This window comes from Streptomyces sp. NPDC048516, from assembly GCF_043199875.1.
In the GTDB taxonomy this organism is placed as follows: domain Bacteria; phylum Actinomycetota; class Actinomycetes; order Streptomycetales; family Streptomycetaceae; genus Streptomyces.
This window is the reverse complement of the sequence record NZ_JBICWS010000029.1, coordinates 1-15217: the sequence shown is the minus strand read 5'-3', so window position 1 is coordinate 15217 and position 15217 is coordinate 1. Positions and strand designations below refer to the sequence as shown.

Here is a 15217-nt window from a genome sequence, read left to right as displayed (position 1 = left end):
TTCGGCCCCCCGTGAAGACAGCGACGGTGCAGACAGCGGATCTGCAGGCGGCGACTGTGCAGCCGGCGACTGGATGACAGTCGCTGTGATGCCGGCGACGGCAACGGCAGCCGCCGACTGATTACAGAAGGTTGGCATGCGTACGCACAACGTGCCACCCGTTCGTGCAAGGTACCGAAAAGCGGTCCGCCGGACGGGACGACCATGGTGCGGAACCGAGTGCGTGCCTGCGGAGCCGGACGGCCCTCCCGGTGGAGCCGGACGGGATGCCTGGTGGAGCAGCCGGACGGGATACCTGGTCGAGCAGCCGGACGGGATGCCAGGCGGAGCAGCCGGACGGGATGCCCGGCGGAGGTGCGGCCCGAGCACCGCGGCCAGCCCGCTGCCTGGCGCGCGCCGGTGCCCCGCCGCGCCTACCGTGAAAGGAGCCCGACCGTTCGTCGTCCGGAGTGGGGAGATCTCGATGTCCTGCTCACCGCGCTCACCGCGCTCACCGCGACCGCGTGCGAGGGCCGGCTCGCGGCGACCGCACGCTCTGCACGGACGCACCGCGGTGGTGACCGGAGCGGCCCGCGGTCTGGGAAGGGAAATCGCCCGCGAGCTGGCCCGGCGAGGGGCGCGGGTGGCACTGCTGGGGCGGGAGGAAGCGGCACTGCGCCGAGTGGCGTCGTCCCTTCCGGCAACAGCGTGCTGCTGCTGGGCGGTCGATGTCACCGACGACGAGGCCATGCGGCAGGTGGCGGAGGAGGTCAGCGACCGCCTGGGACCGGTGTCCGTCGTCGTGGCGAACGCCGGGATCGCCGAGGGCGGGCCCTTCGCCGAGTCCGATCCGGCAACCTGGCGCCGGGTGATCGAGGTCAACCTGACCGGCAGTGCGATCACCGCGCGCTCCTTCCTGCCGGACCTGCTCGCCGCACACGGATACTTCCTGCAGATCGCCTCAACGGCCTCCATCGGAGCCGCGCCCCTGATGAGTGCCTACTGCGCTTCCAAGGCCGGGGTGGAATCCTTCGCGCACTCGCTGCGTGCCGAATTCGCCCCTCAGTGCGTGGACGTCGGAATCGCCTATCTGAACTGGACCGACACCGACATGATCCGGGACGTGGACCAGCACCCTGTGCTGCGCGAACTCCGTGCCCACATGCCCCCGCCCGCGAGGAAGGTCCACTCGGCCGAGTGGGTCGCCGCCCGGATGGTCACCGCCGTGGAACGCCGTGCCGTTGCCGTCTACGTCCCGGCCTGGCTCCGTGCGGCACAGGTGGTGCGGGCCGCCCTGCCGGCCGTCGTCACCCGGCTCTCACGGCGGGAGCTTCCTCGGCTGGCTGCCCGCACCCCCTTCGAGGCGACCGGACTCCTGGGCGCCGGTGGCCGCGCCGACGAGGCACACCGCCGTCCGTGAGGGCAGCGGAGGGGAGACCTCGGGCGTGAGAGTCCTCAGACGCGAGACCTCGGGAATGAGTCATCGGGCGTGAGTCATCGGGCGTGAGTCATCGGGCGTGAGACCTCGGGTGTGACCGATGTGCGCAAAGAAGCGGCAGGTGCTGGTTTGCGCTCCCGCATCAGGCCCGCGCGGGGTCGGCACCCGCGCCCGGCCAGCACCCGCGCAGTGATGCCAGGGCGGCGTGAACAGCAGGCCTGCGGTCGGCCTGGGAGCGCCAGACGGCCGACACCTGACGGGAGGGCGCGGGCTGCATCGGGACGACACGGACGGTGGACGGCAGGGCGCCGCGGCCGAGCCGGGGCAGCATGGCGACGCCCAGACCCGCCGCCAGCAAGGCCATTTGGGACTCGAACTCCCCGATCTTGTAGGCAAGGTCCGGTTCGATGCCGAGATCGGAGAAGGAACGCACCAGCCACTCATGGCACATGGCCCCGGGGCCGTGCCCGATCCAGCGTTCCCCTCGCAGGTCGTACGGGGTCACCATGTCCCGGTCGGCGAGCGGATGCCCTTCGGGCAGGATCATGTCGGCGAGGTCCTCACCCAGCTCGGCGACGGACAGCGAGCCGGGAAGTGTCAGCGGGGTGTTGTGCCAGTCGTGCACGACCGCAAGATCCGCCTCACCCCGTACCACGAGGCTCATGGCGAGGTGGGGGTCACACTCCACCAGCCGGCAGTCCAGGGCGCGGTGGCGCCCGGCGAGATCGGCGAGCGAGGCCGCGACGAAGCCCCGGCAGGCGGTGGGGAACGTGGCGAGCACCAACTGACCGGTGGGCTGGTCGCGCTGTTCCTCCAGTCGCGAACGGGTCCGCTCCAGCACGGCGGTGACCTCGTCCGTCGCCTCCGCGAGCAGCCAGGCCGCGGGCGTGAGCCCGACCTTGCCGCCCTGCCGGTCGAGCAGGGGTGAACCGGTCTCGCGCTCCAGCTTGGCGATCTGCTGGGAGACGGCGGACGGCGTGTAGCCCAGCGCGGCGGCCGCACGCGTCACCGAGCCGTGGGTGGCCACGGCACGCAGGGCACGCAGGCGATTGAGGTCGAACATGAAGCGATGCTAATACCCCACCTTCAGAAACCTTCGCTGGCCCTTTCGCACGGCGGCTGTTGTGATGGGACATCCCGAAGAAGCGCGTCCCCAGGAGCAATGGAAATGAAGCCCGTACACGTTGTGTTAGCGGTGGCAGTTGCCGCCGTATGGGGTGCGAACTTCGTGGTGATCGACGTGGGGCTGCGGGATTTTCCGCCACTTCTCTTCTCCGCCGTGCGTTTTCTCCTGGCCGCGCTCCCCGCGGTTTTCTTCGTCGGGCGTCCCCGAGTCGCCTGGCGCTGGGTGATTACGGTCGGGGTCACGCTCGGCATCATGAAATTCGGCATGCTGTTCCTCGGCATGCATGCGGGACTGCCTCCGGGACTGGCTTCCCTGGTCCTCCAGGGACAGGCGGTGTTCACCGTGCTGTTCGCCGCGGTGTTGCTGAAGGAGCGCGCCCGGCGGGCGCAGATCGTCGGCACGGCCATCGCCTCGGTGGGCATCGTGCTGGCGGGGCTGGACTCGACGGCCGGCACGCTTGCCGGATTTCTGCTGGTCGTGGGCGCCGCGGCGTGCTGGGGTCTGTCGAACATCGCGATGCGGAGAGCGGGTTCGCCGGATGCCTTCCGGTTCATGGTCTGGGTGAGTGTCGTGCCGCCCGTCCCGCTCGCGCTCCTCTCCGTGCTCTTCGAGGGCGGGAGGGCGGACCTGCGGGCGCTGCAGCAGGTGAACCTCAGCGGGCTGGGCGCCGCACTCTATGTGGCGTGGGGAGCAACGCTGTTCGGATTCGCCACCTGGGGGTATCTCCTGCGGATTTATGACGCGCCGACCGTTGCGCCGTTCTCGTTGCTCGTGCCGGTATTCGGCTTGGCATCCGCCTGGATATCCCAGGGCGAGCGCATGACCGCGGTGACATTCTGTGCCGCAGCTCTTGTCGTCTTCGGTATCGCGGTCGGAATGCTGCGCCGCAGGACGAAGCCGATGCCACTCGAAATCGGACGAACGGCCGCTCTCGCAACGCCTCGCCGAGGCCCGTGAGTCCATCGAACCCGGGGAGGGTTCACCCCGTATGTCATCAAGACCGTCAATTGTTGCAAACGTGCAGGTCACGTGCGTGCTCAGGGCGCACGGAAGAGACTGTGGGAGGGCATTGTCGTGAGCCGACAGGCGGGAACAACGACAGCGGACGGCGAGGCCGGCTCCACGGGCCGGCTGGACGGCCGCGCGGTCGCCGCGGCCCTGGTCACCGTGCTGCTGTGGGCATCGGCGTTCATCGTGATCCGCAACTCCGCTGCGTATTTCGGGCCGGGCGCGCTTGCCCTGGGCAGGCTGCTGGTGGCGTCTGTCGTGCTGAGCGTCCTCCTGCTCGTCCGGGGTGGTGGATTCCCGCCGCGCGAGGCCTGGCCCGGCATCGCCACCTCGGGAGTCCTGTGGTTCGGCGCGTACATGGTGGCGTTGAACTCGGGTGAGCAGCGCGTGGACGCCGGAACGGCTGCCCTGATCATCAACGTCGGGCCGATTCTGATGGCGCTGTTGGGTGGATGGCTGCTCAACGAGGGCTTCCCGCGCAAGCTGATGGCGGGCATGGCGGTGTCGTTCACCGGGGCCGTGGTGGTCGGGCTGTCCCTGTCCGGCGGAGGACAGTCCTCTCTCATCGGCGTACTGCTGTGCCTGTGCGCGGCGCTGGCGAACGCGGTGGGCGTGGTGCTGCAGAAGCCGACGTTGAAGCACGCCACACCGATGCAGGTGACGACGTTCGGTGCGCTCTTCGGAACGGTGGCATGCCTGCCGTTCGCCGGGCAGCTGGTGTCACAGGTGAGCCGGGCTCCTGTGGCGGCGACGATGCAGATCGTGTACCTGGGCATCTTCCCGACGGCCCTGGCGTTCACCACGTGGGCCTACGCGGTGTCGCGGACGACCGTCGGGAAGATGGGCACCACGACCTACGCGGTACCGGTGCTCGTCGTCTTCCTGTCGTGGCTGTTCCTCGGCGAGGTCCCCGGCCTGCTGACGCTCCTCGGCGGCCTCCTGTGCCTGTCCGGCGTCGCGGTGTCGCGGATGCGGCGGAAGCCGCATGCCCCGGCCCCGGAAGCCGCGCCCCGGAGCCGGGTCGCCGCGCAGCCCGTCGTCCCGGTGGAGTCCGAAAGCTAGGCGGCCGTCGCCGTCTCAGCCGGTGCCGGGTCCCGCGGTCCTGGCCCGGTACGTGAGCCGGAGCGCCATGAGGGCGGCTACGGACTCCAGCCACCGGGCGACGTCCTGGTCGCCCTCGACGGTACGCACCACGGACGCGGCCGACTGCAGCCAGCCACGCACCAGTTGCGCCGCGGCGTCGCCCGGCACCGGCTCGGGGAGCGCCGCGGCGTAGCCGGTCCCGCCGCTGCGGACGACTTCGGCGAGGAAGGCGACCGCGCGCGGAAGGACGCCCTGCCGGTCGAGTACGACGGCGGCGCCCACCGCACCGTCCCCGAAGAGCGTGGTGCGGTGCGAGCCGCCGAATCCGATGCCGTAGCGCAGCAGTGCCGCGACATCGAGCGTGGCGAGTTCGTCGTCGGTCTTGCCTGGGGGAGGGGTGGGATGCATACCTGTCTCGGAATCGGTCACTTCACGGTGACGGTGTAGGTGTGGTAGGTCGGACGGCTCGATGCCGGCGGGGCCGTGGAGCCGGCGGGCGGCGGCGGGGAAGCCGTGGCGGAGTCCTCGCCCTTGTCGACGCAGGCGTGCACGGGGCAGTGGATCAGCCGGACCTTGGTGGTTCCCCGGCTGACGGCCTTGAAGCGGAAGAGCTGGCTGCCGCCGTCCGCCCCGTCCGCGTCGCTCCCCGAGTTCTTCTGCTCCTCGCCTGTCGCACGCAGCACACCGGCGGCGGGCTTCGGTTCGGCCACGTACCAGCGTTCGCCGAGCGAGGCGTTGGAGGGCACGGACAGGGTGAACTCCTCGCCGGGGTCGGCCTCGATGGCGGTCTCGTCCCGGTCGTAGGTGGCAGGACCGAGGAGACCGCATCCGGTGAGCGCGGCGAGGGCGCTGAGAGCGGTGAGTGCCGGTACGAGTCCCCGGCGAAGGGCGGCTTTCGGGAGGTGTGGGCGCATCATGGATCGCTTCAGTCGGCGGGCAGGTGGACGGCGTAGGCGTCGGGCATGCGGTTGTCGGAGGCCTTGTCCATGTGGCCGTTGACGAAGTCGTCCTCACTGACCCAGGTGGTGGTGCCCCAGGGGTTGTAGACCTGGAGCTTGTCGCCCTCCTGGCCGATGATCATCATCGCGTGGCCGCTGCGGTCACCGTCCTTGTACCCCTCGACGCCGATCGGCACCGGCTTGCCGTCGGCCACGGACTTCTCGATGTCCGGCAGCACATCGCGCCGGGCATCGGCGCTCCTGGTCTCCTGGAAGTCGTACGACGCACCGGTGTGCGGGCTGATCTCCTTGTTGACCACGGTGGTCTTGCCGTCGTTGTCCATGCCGTCGGGGTGCCGGGAGAACGGGAAGTCGTAGTCGTAGTCCCCGTCGCCCTCGTCGTGCACCCGCTGCTGCTCGGCGCCCAAGCGGTCGCGGAAGGCGTCGGGGTCGTCCTCCTGGCCGGACGGACCGCCGGTCAGTCCGAGGGCGTAGACGGGGTCGACCATGGCCCGGGCGCTGACGGTGGAGGACGGAACGCAGGTGTTCCCGTCCTGCGACCACCGTTCGTCGCCGAAGGCCTGGTCGTCGGTGTTGTTGTTCCTGCCGTCCTTGGCGCGTCCCTCGTCGTCCATGCTGTCGGCGGCGGTGGACACCGGCGTGAGGTGCCGCTGGAGCCATCCCGGGTCCTTGCCGTGGATCTTCTCCCGGAAGTCCGACACCCCATCCAGGTCGTAGCCCGCGGCCAGGGCCTTCACCAAGTAGGCGCGTTCCTGGGGCGACTTGGACTGGGCGAGCATCTTGTCGAACTCGGCGCGGTCATGGGCGTTCATCTTCTCCATGTACCGGCCCGAGCGCTCCAGGTCGTTCGCACTGAGCAGTTCGTTCATCTCCGCCGGGCCGTAGACGCCGGCGGTGTCGGCGAGGACGAGCTTGTCGGCGGCGGAGAGGCCGCTGGTGTGCATCTTGCCGGACCGCGCCTCGGAGGCGAACTTGTTGAGGTCGCGGGCGGCCGCGCGGGCCGCGTCGTCGGCGGACCGGGCCGCGGAGCGCATCTTCTCGACGCCGGCGGAGGCCGCCGTGCCTGCCCGGAAGATCGCGTCGTCCTCCTCGTCGGTGTCCACCATGTCGTCGAAGAAGCCGTCCGCGGGCCCGAGGATGGACAGCGCCTCGTGCAACTGGCCGCGGCCGGTACCGTCCAGTTTCTGGGCGTCCTTGACCGCGTCACTCAGGGTCAGCAGGGCATTGCCGCCCTTCCGCAGGGCCTCGCCCATCTGCGCGGCCGCCCGGGCGGCGGCCTGGACGACCTCGGTCGCCCCCACGCTGGCCTTGCCCACCCAGACCTCCGGCAGGCCGGAGCCGGCCACCTGGTCGACCTTGTGGGCGACCTCATCGGCGTTCTTGGACTGGGTGCGGTAGCGCTTGCCCAGCAGTTCCAGCGTCCCGGCGGAGCCGACCGGGGCCGGGACCGCGAGGGCGGAGTTGATCAGGTTGATCATCTCGTTCTTGTCGTCACAGTCGAGGAGCTGCTTGTAGCACGCCTCCAGCGCGGCGCGGCGCTCGGTGGTGGATCCCTGCTCAGCCATCGAGAATGAAAAGACCTTTGTGTGCGGTGTCGTCGGGCAGAAGAGTGCGGACCGGGCGGACCGTCGCGGCCCCGGCTCAGCCGAAGGGGGACCGGTCGGTCACGGGGGCCGGCCGGGTCGTCCATGACGGGTTCCCCGCGCCGGCCGCTCCGCCGACCTGGGAGATGACCTCGTGATCGGCCTGGTCGTAATTGCCCTTGGACGCCCGGACCTTGTCGGCGAGTTCGTGGAGCGCGCTCTCCAGGGTCTTCGCCTCGTCCTGCCAGGCGGTGGAGAACGACCGGTAGGCGGGGCCGGAATCGGAGCCGCCGAGCACGTCGTCGTCGAAGCAGACGGCGTCGGCTATGGCGGCCTTGATGTCGCCGGTATCGTCTCCCGCCGAGTCGAGCTTCTTCGCCTCGGCGTCCATGCCGCCCTGCTGGACGTGGTATCCGGAATTGCCGGCCATCGATCCCCCGTGTGTTCGTTCCGCGCTGCCCGCCCCGACGCGGTACGCCGAAGGGACGCCATGCCCCTGACATGACGCCGCAGCGGGGATCATCGTAACGGTGATCGGATGGGTCGCTCGGCAGAGCCGGTGACCGGCGTGACACCAGGCGCCGCAGGCTGATCCACGGAGAGATCGCGGAGACACCCCCCTGGACGGCTCATCCAGGCTCCTCTACGAGAGCGAAAAAAATGTGGCCGGTGATGTCGAGAACCCGTGACCGGCTCCGTCCCCGCAGTGAACGCGACCACAATGGGCCGCACCAGCACCGAGGAGAAACACGATGGCCAAGTACCTGCTGCTCAAGCACTACCGCGGCGCACCGGCTGCGGTGAACGACGTGCCCATGGACCAGTGGAAGCCGGAAGAGATCTCGGCGCACGTGCAGTACATGAACGACTTCGCGGCCCGGCTGGAGAAGACCGGCGAGTTCGTCGACGGTCAGGCGCTCGCCCCCGAGGGGACGTGGGTCCGGTACGACGGCGAGGGGCGCCCGCCGGTCACCGACGGTCCGTTCGCGGAGACCAAGGACCTCATCGCCGGCTGGATGGTGATCGACGTCGACAGCTACGAGCGCGCCGTCGAGCTGGCCGGCGAGCTATCGGCCGCCCCCGGGGCGGGCGGCAAGGCGATCCACGAGTGGCTCGAACTGCGCCCGTTCCTGACCGCGCCCCCCACCATCACGGAGTGACCCTTGAGATGAACGAGGTCCTGCTCCGGAGCCTCACACCGAGCGTGCTCGGGATCCTCGTCCGCCGCGGAGCCGACTTCGCGGCGGCCGAGGACGCCGTGCAGGACGCGCTGGTCGAGGCGGTCCGCGCCTGGCCGGCCGAACCACCCCGGGACCCGAAGGGCTGGCTCGTCACCGTGGCCTGGCGCCGGTTCCTCGACGCGACCCGCGCGGACGCCGCCCGCCGCCGGCGGGAGGACCGCGTCGAGGAGGAGCCGGCGCCCGGCCCCGTGCCCGCGGTGGACGACACGCTCCAGCTCTACTTCCTGTGTGCCCACCCGTCACTGACGCCGTCATCCGCGGTAGCCCTCACCCTGCGCGCCGTCGGCGGGCTGACCACCCGCCAGATCGCGCAGGCCTACCTGGTGCCCGAGGCGACCATGGCGCAGCGCATCAGCCGGGCCAAGCGCACCGTCTCCGGCGCGCCATTCCACCGGCCCGGCGACGTCGCCACCGTGCTCCGCGTTCTCTACCTGGTCTTCAACGAGGGCTACTCCGGCGACGTCGACCTCGCCGCCGAAGCCATCCGGCTCACCCGGCAGCTCGCGGCGCAGGTCGACCATCCCGAGGTGGCGGGGCTCCTCGCCCTCATGCTGCTCCACCACGCCCGGCGCGACGCCCGGACCGCGCCCGGCGGCAGCCTGGTGCCGCTCGCCGAGCAGGACCGGGGCCGGTGGGACACCGGGTTGATCGCCGAGGGCATCGGGATCCTGCAGGCGGCCCTCGCCCGCGACCGGCTGGGCGAGTTCCAGGCCCAGGCCGCCATCGCGGCACTCCACGCCGACGCGCCCACGGCCGAGGAGACCGACTGGGTGCAGATCGTCGAGTGGTACGACGAGCTCGCGCGCCTGACCGACAGCCCGGTCGTCCGGCTCAACCGCGCGGTGGCCGTCGGCGAGGCCGACGGACCGCGCGCGGGCCTTGCGGCACTCGCGGAGCTGGACGACTCCTCCCGCAGCTCTTCGGGCAAGGGGTACCGCGTGCCCCGGTACGCCGCGGTCGCGGCGTACCTCCACGAGCGCAACGGCGACCTGGCGACGGCGGCACGGCTGTATGCCGAGGCGGCCCGGAAGGCACCCAACCTCGCCGAGCGCGACCACCTGACGCGCCAGGCCGCCCGGCTCAACGCCGGCCGACGCCGCTGACGGCTCGCGCTCGGCCCACCACCGCACCTCGCCGCCGGGCAGGCAGCTACGGGCATGTACTGCGTGCGTCGCGGGGCGCCCGGCAGCATGCGCAGCCAATTGCGCGCCCCGAGGGCGGTCCGGCGCCGTGCGCCGCTCCACCAGGGACGACGGCACAGCGCTTAGGGTTTTGTCGTATGGCGAATGAATCCGTACGCGCCGAACGGCTGCTGGAAGCCCAGGCCAAGGCCGAGACGCTGTTCCACGAGATCGCGGCCCGCGGCCTGGTGGCCCCCGGCGAGAGCGAGCGTGCGGTCAGCGACCGCGTCCGCGACCTGGCAAACGAGATGTTCGGCACCACCCGCCACTGGCACAAACGGATCATCCGCTCCGGGCCCCACACCCTCCACCCGTACCGGGAGAACCCACCGGACCGCACCATCGGCGCCGACGACATCGCCTTCGCCGACTTCGGCCCGATCTTCGAGGAGTACGAAGCCGACTTCGGCCGCACCTACGTCCTGGGCGACGACCCCGTCAAACACCGCCTGCGGGACGACCTGCCCAAGATCTTCGCGGCCGGACGCCAGGCCTTCGAGGCCGCCCCGGACATCACCGGCCGGCAGCTGTACGAGCGGGTCGAGGACCTTGCCATGGAAGCCGGCTGGGCCCTGGGAGGGTGGCACGCGGGCCATCTGGTCGGAGAATTCCCGCACGAGAAGATCGACGGTGCCGACACCGAGTCCTACATCACCCCGGCCAACGACACCCCGATGCGGCGCATCGACAGGGCAGGCCGGCGCTGCCACTGGATCCTGGAGGTCCACCTCATCGACACGGAGCGGGAAATCGGCGGCTTCTACGAACAGTTGCTGGACCTCGGCTGACGCGCCGTCCGCTGGGCGGGCACCGGCGGACGCACCGCTCATGGCCGGCGGTGCTCCCCGGAAGGAGGGACACGGGGCTCCTCGGAAGTACGGACGGGTAATGGGTGGCGGCGGTCATCAACCGGTCCTTCGCCGGCTGTCCGCTCTGGTCGGTGAGCCGGTCGAAGGCCGCCCCGGCCTCCGGCGCCCGGACCCCGGTGGCGGCGAGGACCGTGACGAAGTCCTCCCTGCCGACCAGGCCGTCGTCATCCCTGTCGGCGAGGTGGAAGCCGGCCTGGTAGAGCGGCCCGACCAGCGTGTCGAAGGTGCCGCTCACCTGGCGCAGGGCCCGGACTCCCCGGCCCGCGCCTGAAACAGCTGACCGAGGTGCGCATTCCGCGCGACGCAGGGTGGGAGACCGGCCCGGCGCCGCCCTGTCCGCGTCCGCAGGGGCGACCGGGCTCAAGCGGCCGGGGAACGCGCAGGTGCGACGCGGGGCGGCATCCACACCGCGGCGGCGAGGGAGGCGAGGAGGGACAGCGCCGCGGCCACCGCGAAGGCCAGGGCAAAGCAGGGGGCTCCACCGCGGGCCTCGGCGAGGGTGGTGAGCACGGCGATGCCGAGTGCCGTGGCCACCCGTCGGGTCGTGTTGAGCAGGCCCGAGGCGAGCCCGGTCATCGAGGGGTCGATGCCGCTGGTGGCCGCCACGGTGAGGGGTGTGAACGCCACGCCGGCGCCCAGGCCGAACAGCAACGAGGGCAGCGCTGAGCCGTACCGCGGAGATTCGCACCGCGGGCGCCATACCGCCCCGTCCCGCGGGCAATCGCGCCACCGCCACCACCTTGCTCGGGTGAGCAAACCTTGCTAGCTTCTTGCTCATGCAAGCAAGGGACAGTACGGCCAAGCAAAAGGCGGCACGCAAGACCAAGCCCTCCTTCACCGAGACGGGCCGCCGCGCTCAGATCGTCGCCGCGGCGATCGATGTCATCGCCGATGTCGGGTACCACCGGGCCTCGTTCGCGAAGATCGCGGAGCGCGCCGGGCTGAGCAGCACGGGGATGATCTCCTACCACTTCGACGGGCGGGACGACCTGATGCGCGAGGTCGTCGCCGAGGTGATGCGGCTCGCGGAGGGGTACCTCCGCCCCCGCATCGAGGCCCACGAGAGCTATGCGGCCCGCCTGCGCGCCTCCATCGAGGGCAACCTCGACCTGTTCGCCGAGTACCCCAAGCACCTCGCGGCGATCGCCGAGATCCTTGCCAACCTCCGCGGCGGCGACCCCGGCATGGTCGCCTTCCTCGACTCGACGGAGGCGAACCTCGCCGTCCAGGTGGAGCAGATCCGCAAGGCGCAGCGCGCGGGCGAGTTCTGCGACTTCGACCCCTGGGTGATGATGCGGGCGATCCGCGCCGCCATCGATGACGTGGTGCGCCGCGCCACCCACGATCCCGATCTCGATGTGCGGGCCGCCGGCCGGGAGCTGGCGGACCTGTTCGACCGCGCCACCAGGAACACGTCATGACCACAGCGGACACGGGGGCACACACCATGGCAACGCACCAGGCACCGCAGACCGATACGGACGGGTCCGCCGAGGCGACCGCCCGAGGTCGCACGACGGCGCTGCGCCGGCGGCTCGCCGCGCAACTGCTCTTCGAGCTCGTTCTCCCGCTCGGCTCCTACTACGGACTGCGGGCGGCCGGCGCAGGCCAGTGGCTCTCGATGGTCATCGGCGGTGTGCTGCTCCTGCCGTGGATCGGCTACGGCATCGTCCGGCAGCGGCGCGTCGAGGCGATGGCGGTGTTCACGCTGAGCCTGGTGGTGGTCGGCACACTGCTGTCGCTGATCACCGGCAGCCCGCGGGTGCTGATGATCCGGGACAGCTGGCTGACCGCCGCGATCGGGCTCTGGGTGCTCGGCACACTGCTCACCCGGCGCCCGTTCATCATGACGGCCTCGCGCGGCATCGTCATCGCCAAGGTCGGCGAGGCCGGACTGGCCGCCTGGGAAGCGCGGTGGGACGAGGAGCCGACGTTCCGTCACCACCTGCGACTGGTCACGGCGGTGTGGGGAGCGGTCTTCCTGCTCGACGCGCTGCTGCGGGTGGTGCTGGTGTACACGATCCCGCTGGACGCCTTCCCGCTCACCAGCACCGTGCTCTGGCTGGTGATGCTCGGCGGGCTGTTCGCGTTCCACAATTGGTACCTCACCCGGTACGGCCTGAAGCTGTAGGGGAGCCGTGGGACTGCTGAGCGCGGATCCGGTCGATTGCTTCGAGGGCTGTGGGGTGGGTCAGGTCCTCGGCCAGGGTGAGGTGTTCGGCGCAGAACCACACGGCGTTTTCGGGGTGGCCGGTCCAGTCGTCGGGGTAATCAATGGTGGAGCGGGAGTACACCACGGTGAAGTGGTCGGAGGGGGTCTGCTTTGTGGTTGAGGACGGTATGCCCGACGCACTTCGGTGGCATCACGGCCGGGTCTCTCACTCGTCTCTGGCCGGCGCCGGTGGGACCGCCCTGCGCCAGTTGCTGAACCACTCTTGCGCCGCTGACGCCGCAGCATGCCGTCCGCGGCTCAGCAGCGAAAGTCGCTCGACGGCAGAAGTGCCCTGATCGGCGGTTGGAATCCGAACTTCTTGCCGGAGTTCAGCCAATGCTTGCTGTCCTTGTAGCCGGGCCTGGTCCAAAGACACCAGTACTCGCTGGTGCGATTCCACGCGGGCCATCCGCCCTTGGCAGGGTTCTGCAGCGCCGGGTGCCCTTCGTATAGGAGGCCCTGGCGCCCTCCTGCTGCTCGCGCGAATACAGGCAGAAGTGCTCGAAGGCGTCGGCATCAGGCTTCGGCACGGCAACTCCGGCGGGTGCGGTGAGGAAGAAGGAGGGGGCCGCGAGGGCGGCGCCCCTGCGGATCGTGTTCGCGACGAGCACGGCAGCGGACTCCCGTTCGGTGGCGATCCACCAGCATCGTTGCGGAGAAACCATGCCGCTGCTATCACCCCGAAGGGCGAAAATGGGGCAGGAGGCGAAGGACCGGGGCCCCGGAGAGACGGGAAGCAGCTCAGGCAGGATGGGGTTCCATGACGGGTGGGAGAGACGAGCTCGCGGAGCTGCTGCAGCGTGCCGGGTTGGAAATCGTGGGGGACGCGCCGACCGAAGAGGTGCTGCGGCCCTGGGCCGCGTGGCGCCCGCTGGTGTCCTTCGAGGCCGAGCCGACCGTGGCCGTGCACTGTGACCGGCCGGACCTGGTCGCCGAGTTGAACGACCAGTGGCACCGACTCGCGGTCAAGACCGGGATCATCGGCAAGGACGGCGTGTTCCTCATCGATGTCGCCGGCAACTGGACGGGCTGCGCGCCCAGGGCCTGGACGCGGGTCCGGCTCGCCACTCAATGGGACCTCGCGGGCGTACTGGGGGAGCGGCCCGGCCAGCCGGAGTTCGTCACGCTCTCGACGGACGGGAGCACCCTGCTCGGGGCGACTGTCGAGGAATACGAGGTCTGGCTCATCGCAGTGGACCGGATCAGGGAACGGCAGGAAGCCGCCGCGCGGGCAAAGGCTCAGGAGTCCCCCGAGGAGCGGGCCGCAGCCTGGACATCTCTGCTTCAAGGGCCGGGTCCCACGAGAAGGTTGCGCGAATTGTGGTCGCATGGGCTTGCGCGAAACCCGTCCATGCCCGATGGCCTACGCGCCGGCCTGCTGGGCCTGTCACATTTCGTGGTGTGGCACCCGTTGCCTACGGCCGTCGTGGAGGCGGCGATAATCCACCCGGAGTGGAAAGTGCGGGGGGTACTGGCCGAGGCTCAGCCGAACCTCACAGCTGAGCAATGGACTCGCCTGATCCTCGGCGAGCACGACTCCCGCCATCGATGGATCCTCACGATGCTCGCGGCGGACCGGCAGGCCGAACTCACCGAGACCGCCTACGAACAGCTCGCCGCCGACGCCTCCACTCAGGTTCGCGAAGAGGCCGCTCGTCTCCCCGGACTACCCGCACGAATGATGACCGCCCTGGCCGCCGACCCTGACCCGGCCGTGCGGGCAGCGGCCTGCCCGAGGGCCTGGCCTCGCTTGGGCGGCCCGGCCCGGCGCAAGCTCCTGAACGACCCCCACGACAAGGTCCGGGCCGAGGCACTGCTTCAGCACCATCGGGACCACCCGATGCCCCCCGCGGTCTTCGACTCCGAGAATCTCGAAGAATGCGCCCTGGAGACCTGCCGCCTGGAGCGCGGGCTCGCCGAAGACCTGGCACGCCACGGTGAGCCGGCCCAGCGCCGCTCGCTTGCCGGTAACCCCTATTTGGACCCGGCCGTGGTCGAGCGCCTTGCTCAGGATCCCGACGAGGACGTCCGCTCCGTAGTGGCTACCAGGCCCGACCTCACCGAGGAACAGCGGGCAGGCATCCGTATCAACATCGACCCGCACGGCCACCGCTCCCCGCTCCGGTGGGTCATGGCGCTGCACGACGATCCCGACGCCATGCGCCGCCTGGCTGCCTCCTCCCACCCCCTCGTGCGCAGAAGCGTCGCCCGCGCCCGGCACCTCCCGCCCGACGTCGTTGAACGCCTCGCCCGGGACGAAGACCGTGTCGTACAGCTCTTCCTCGCCGAATCCTGCGACGACGCGCCCGCCGAGATGCTGCTCGAGGTCTGGCAATGGTGGACCGGCAGCTTCAGCTTCCCCGACCGTCCCCACAGCCACCCGAACTTCCCCCGCCGTGACCTCCTGCGCTACGCCGACGACCCGAATCCGCGCATGCGTCAACTAGATGAATGAGTCCGATGTTCTCAGTGGTCGAAGGCGATCAGGGATCGTTTGATCTTGGCGCCGGTGGTCCAGTTGTGCCAGATGCCGGCGGC

17 protein-coding genes are annotated in these 15217 nt (G+C 70.3%); 10 read left to right on the top strand and 7 right to left on the bottom strand.

The genetic code is table 11. The features are described 5' to 3' along the window. The first annotated feature begins 463 nt into the window (after positions 1 to 463). The gene (locus tag ACGFR7_RS34450; RefSeq protein WP_393327107.1) at positions 464 to 1399 is read left to right on the top strand and encodes an SDR family oxidoreductase; all 936 of its coding nucleotides are present in this window, start codon (positions 464 to 466) and stop codon (positions 1397 to 1399) included. A 160-nt stretch (positions 1400 to 1559) separates the two neighbouring features. Here the strand turns inward: ACGFR7_RS34450 and ACGFR7_RS34445 are convergent, their stop codons facing one another. Then, positions 1560 to 2480 carry a LysR family transcriptional regulator gene (locus ACGFR7_RS34445; protein WP_393327104.1) on the bottom strand — a complete coding sequence of 307 codons (921 nt, stop codon included), beginning with the start codon at positions 2478 to 2480 and terminating at the stop codon, positions 1560 to 1562. 105 nt (positions 2481 to 2585) lie between these two features. Here ACGFR7_RS34445 and ACGFR7_RS34440 point away from each other — a divergent pair, with 105 nt between their 5' ends. Together ACGFR7_RS34440 and ACGFR7_RS34435 are read left to right on the top strand one after the other, a co-directional pair. Continuing rightward, positions 2586 to 3500: an EamA family transporter gene (locus tag ACGFR7_RS34440; protein ID WP_393327102.1), complete on the top strand. Its 915-nt coding sequence runs from the start codon at positions 2586 to 2588 to the stop codon at positions 3498 to 3500. Between the two features lie 117 nt (positions 3501 to 3617). After that, positions 3618 to 4613: a DMT family transporter gene (locus ACGFR7_RS34435; protein ID WP_393327100.1), complete on the top strand. Its 996-nt coding sequence runs from the start codon at positions 3618 to 3620 to the stop codon at positions 4611 to 4613. A 15-nt stretch (positions 4614 to 4628) separates the two neighbouring features. Here ACGFR7_RS34435 and ACGFR7_RS34430 read toward each other — a convergent pair whose 3' ends face one another. From ACGFR7_RS34430 to ACGFR7_RS34415, 4 genes are all read right to left on the bottom strand, one after another. After that, positions 4629 to 5063, bottom strand: coding sequence for a hypothetical protein (locus tag ACGFR7_RS34430; protein WP_393327098.1), 435 nt, complete (start codon positions 5061 to 5063; stop codon positions 4629 to 4631). After that, on the bottom strand, positions 5060 to 5551 hold the full coding sequence (locus tag ACGFR7_RS34425) for a protease inhibitor I42 family protein (RefSeq protein WP_393327095.1): 492 nt from the start codon (positions 5549 to 5551) through the stop codon (positions 5060 to 5062). The genes ACGFR7_RS34430 and ACGFR7_RS34425 overlap by 4 nt, the downstream gene beginning before the upstream one ends. Before the next feature lie 8 nt (positions 5552 to 5559). Further along, complete coding sequence (locus ACGFR7_RS34420) at positions 5560 to 7158, bottom strand: peptidoglycan-binding protein (RefSeq protein ID WP_393327092.1); 1599 nt, start codon at positions 7156 to 7158, stop codon at positions 5560 to 5562. A 76-nt stretch (positions 7159 to 7234) separates the two neighbouring features. After that, positions 7235 to 7606, bottom strand: coding sequence for a WXG100 family type VII secretion target (locus tag ACGFR7_RS34415; RefSeq protein WP_393327089.1), 372 nt, complete (start codon positions 7604 to 7606; stop codon positions 7235 to 7237). Positions 7607 to 7928: 322 nt separating this feature from the next. Here ACGFR7_RS34415 and ACGFR7_RS34410 point away from each other — a divergent pair, with 322 nt between their 5' ends. The 4 genes from ACGFR7_RS34410 (at position 7929) to ACGFR7_RS34395 (ending at position 10738) form a co-directional block, all read left to right on the top strand. Continuing rightward, positions 7929 to 8336 carry a YciI family protein gene (locus ACGFR7_RS34410; protein WP_393327086.1) on the top strand — a complete coding sequence of 136 codons (408 nt, stop codon included), beginning with the start codon at positions 7929 to 7931 and terminating at the stop codon, positions 8334 to 8336. Positions 8337 to 8344: 8 nt separating this feature from the next. After that, positions 8345 to 9520 (top strand): RNA polymerase sigma factor, encoded by a 1176-nt coding sequence (locus ACGFR7_RS34405; protein WP_393327197.1) that lies wholly within the window; start codon positions 8345 to 8347, stop codon positions 9518 to 9520. Positions 9521 to 9696: 176 nt separating this feature from the next. Then, positions 9697 to 10386, top strand: a complete 690-nt coding sequence (locus ACGFR7_RS34400; RefSeq protein WP_393327083.1) for a M24 family metallopeptidase — start codon at positions 9697 to 9699, stop codon at positions 10384 to 10386. Between the two features lie 100 nt (positions 10387 to 10486). Continuing rightward, positions 10487 to 10738, top strand: coding sequence for a hypothetical protein (locus ACGFR7_RS34395; protein ID WP_393327080.1), 252 nt, complete (start codon positions 10487 to 10489; stop codon positions 10736 to 10738). A gap of 89 nt (positions 10739 to 10827) precedes the next feature. Here ACGFR7_RS34395 and ACGFR7_RS34390 read toward each other — a convergent pair whose 3' ends face one another. After that, positions 10828 to 11094 carry a hypothetical protein gene (locus tag ACGFR7_RS34390; protein WP_393327077.1) on the bottom strand — a complete coding sequence of 89 codons (267 nt, stop codon included), beginning with the start codon at positions 11092 to 11094 and terminating at the stop codon, positions 10828 to 10830. Positions 11095 to 11243: 149 nt separating this feature from the next. Between ACGFR7_RS34390 and ACGFR7_RS34385 the strand changes: the two genes are divergently transcribed. Beyond that, positions 11244 to 11888, top strand: coding sequence for a TetR family transcriptional regulator (locus ACGFR7_RS34385; protein ID WP_393327075.1), 645 nt, complete (start codon positions 11244 to 11246; stop codon positions 11886 to 11888). Further along, positions 11885 to 12598: a VC0807 family protein gene (locus ACGFR7_RS34380; RefSeq protein WP_393327072.1), complete on the top strand. Its 714-nt coding sequence runs from the start codon at positions 11885 to 11887 to the stop codon at positions 12596 to 12598. Before ACGFR7_RS34385 ends, ACGFR7_RS34380 begins: the two co-directional genes overlap by 4 nt. On the opposite strand, the gene ACGFR7_RS34375 is transcribed toward ACGFR7_RS34380, so the two are convergent. Then, positions 12573 to 12764 carry a hypothetical protein gene (locus ACGFR7_RS34375; protein WP_393327069.1) on the bottom strand — a complete coding sequence of 64 codons (192 nt, stop codon included), beginning with the start codon at positions 12762 to 12764 and terminating at the stop codon, positions 12573 to 12575. The two genes, ACGFR7_RS34380 and ACGFR7_RS34375, sit on opposite strands and share 26 nt — an antisense overlap. A gap of 675 nt (positions 12765 to 13439) precedes the next feature. On the opposite strand from ACGFR7_RS34375, the gene ACGFR7_RS34370 reads away from it, so the two are divergent. Continuing rightward, positions 13440 to 15134, top strand: coding sequence for a PE-PGRS family protein (locus ACGFR7_RS34370; RefSeq protein ID WP_393327066.1), 1695 nt, complete (start codon positions 13440 to 13442; stop codon positions 15132 to 15134). The last annotated feature ends 83 nt before the right edge of the window (positions 15135 to 15217 follow it).

Excerpts from the sequence above, each read along its gene's own strand:
- ACGFR7_RS34450 (WP_393327107.1), top strand. The coding sequence starts at position 464 with ATGTCCTGCTCACCGCGCTCACCGCGCTCACCGCGACCGCGTGCGAGG.
- ACGFR7_RS34445 (WP_393327104.1), bottom strand. The coding sequence starts at position 2,480 with ATGTTCGACCTCAATCGCCTGCGTGCCCTGCGTGCCGTGGCCACCCAC.
- ACGFR7_RS34440 (WP_393327102.1), top strand. The coding sequence starts at position 2,586 with ATGAAGCCCGTACACGTTGTGTTAGCGGTGGCAGTTGCCGCCGTATGG.
- ACGFR7_RS34425 (WP_393327095.1), bottom strand. The coding sequence starts at position 5,551 with ATGATGCGCCCACACCTCCCGAAAGCCGCCCTTCGCCGGGGACTCGTA.
- ACGFR7_RS34420 (WP_393327092.1), bottom strand. The coding sequence starts at position 7,158 with ATGGCTGAGCAGGGATCCACCACCGAGCGCCGCGCCGCGCTGGAGGCG.
- ACGFR7_RS34415 (WP_393327089.1), bottom strand. The coding sequence starts at position 7,606 with ATGGCCGGCAATTCCGGATACCACGTCCAGCAGGGCGGCATGGACGCC.
- ACGFR7_RS34410 (WP_393327086.1), top strand. The coding sequence starts at position 7,929 with ATGGCCAAGTACCTGCTGCTCAAGCACTACCGCGGCGCACCGGCTGCG.
- ACGFR7_RS34405 (WP_393327197.1), top strand. The coding sequence starts at position 8,345 with ATGAACGAGGTCCTGCTCCGGAGCCTCACACCGAGCGTGCTCGGGATC.
- ACGFR7_RS34400 (WP_393327083.1), top strand. The coding sequence starts at position 9,697 with ATGGCGAATGAATCCGTACGCGCCGAACGGCTGCTGGAAGCCCAGGCC.
- ACGFR7_RS34395 (WP_393327080.1), top strand. The coding sequence starts at position 10,487 with ATGGGTGGCGGCGGTCATCAACCGGTCCTTCGCCGGCTGTCCGCTCTG.
- ACGFR7_RS34385 (WP_393327075.1), top strand. The coding sequence starts at position 11,244 with ATGCAAGCAAGGGACAGTACGGCCAAGCAAAAGGCGGCACGCAAGACC.
- ACGFR7_RS34380 (WP_393327072.1), top strand. The coding sequence starts at position 11,885 with ATGACCACAGCGGACACGGGGGCACACACCATGGCAACGCACCAGGCA.
- ACGFR7_RS34370 (WP_393327066.1), top strand. The coding sequence starts at position 13,440 with ATGACGGGTGGGAGAGACGAGCTCGCGGAGCTGCTGCAGCGTGCCGGG.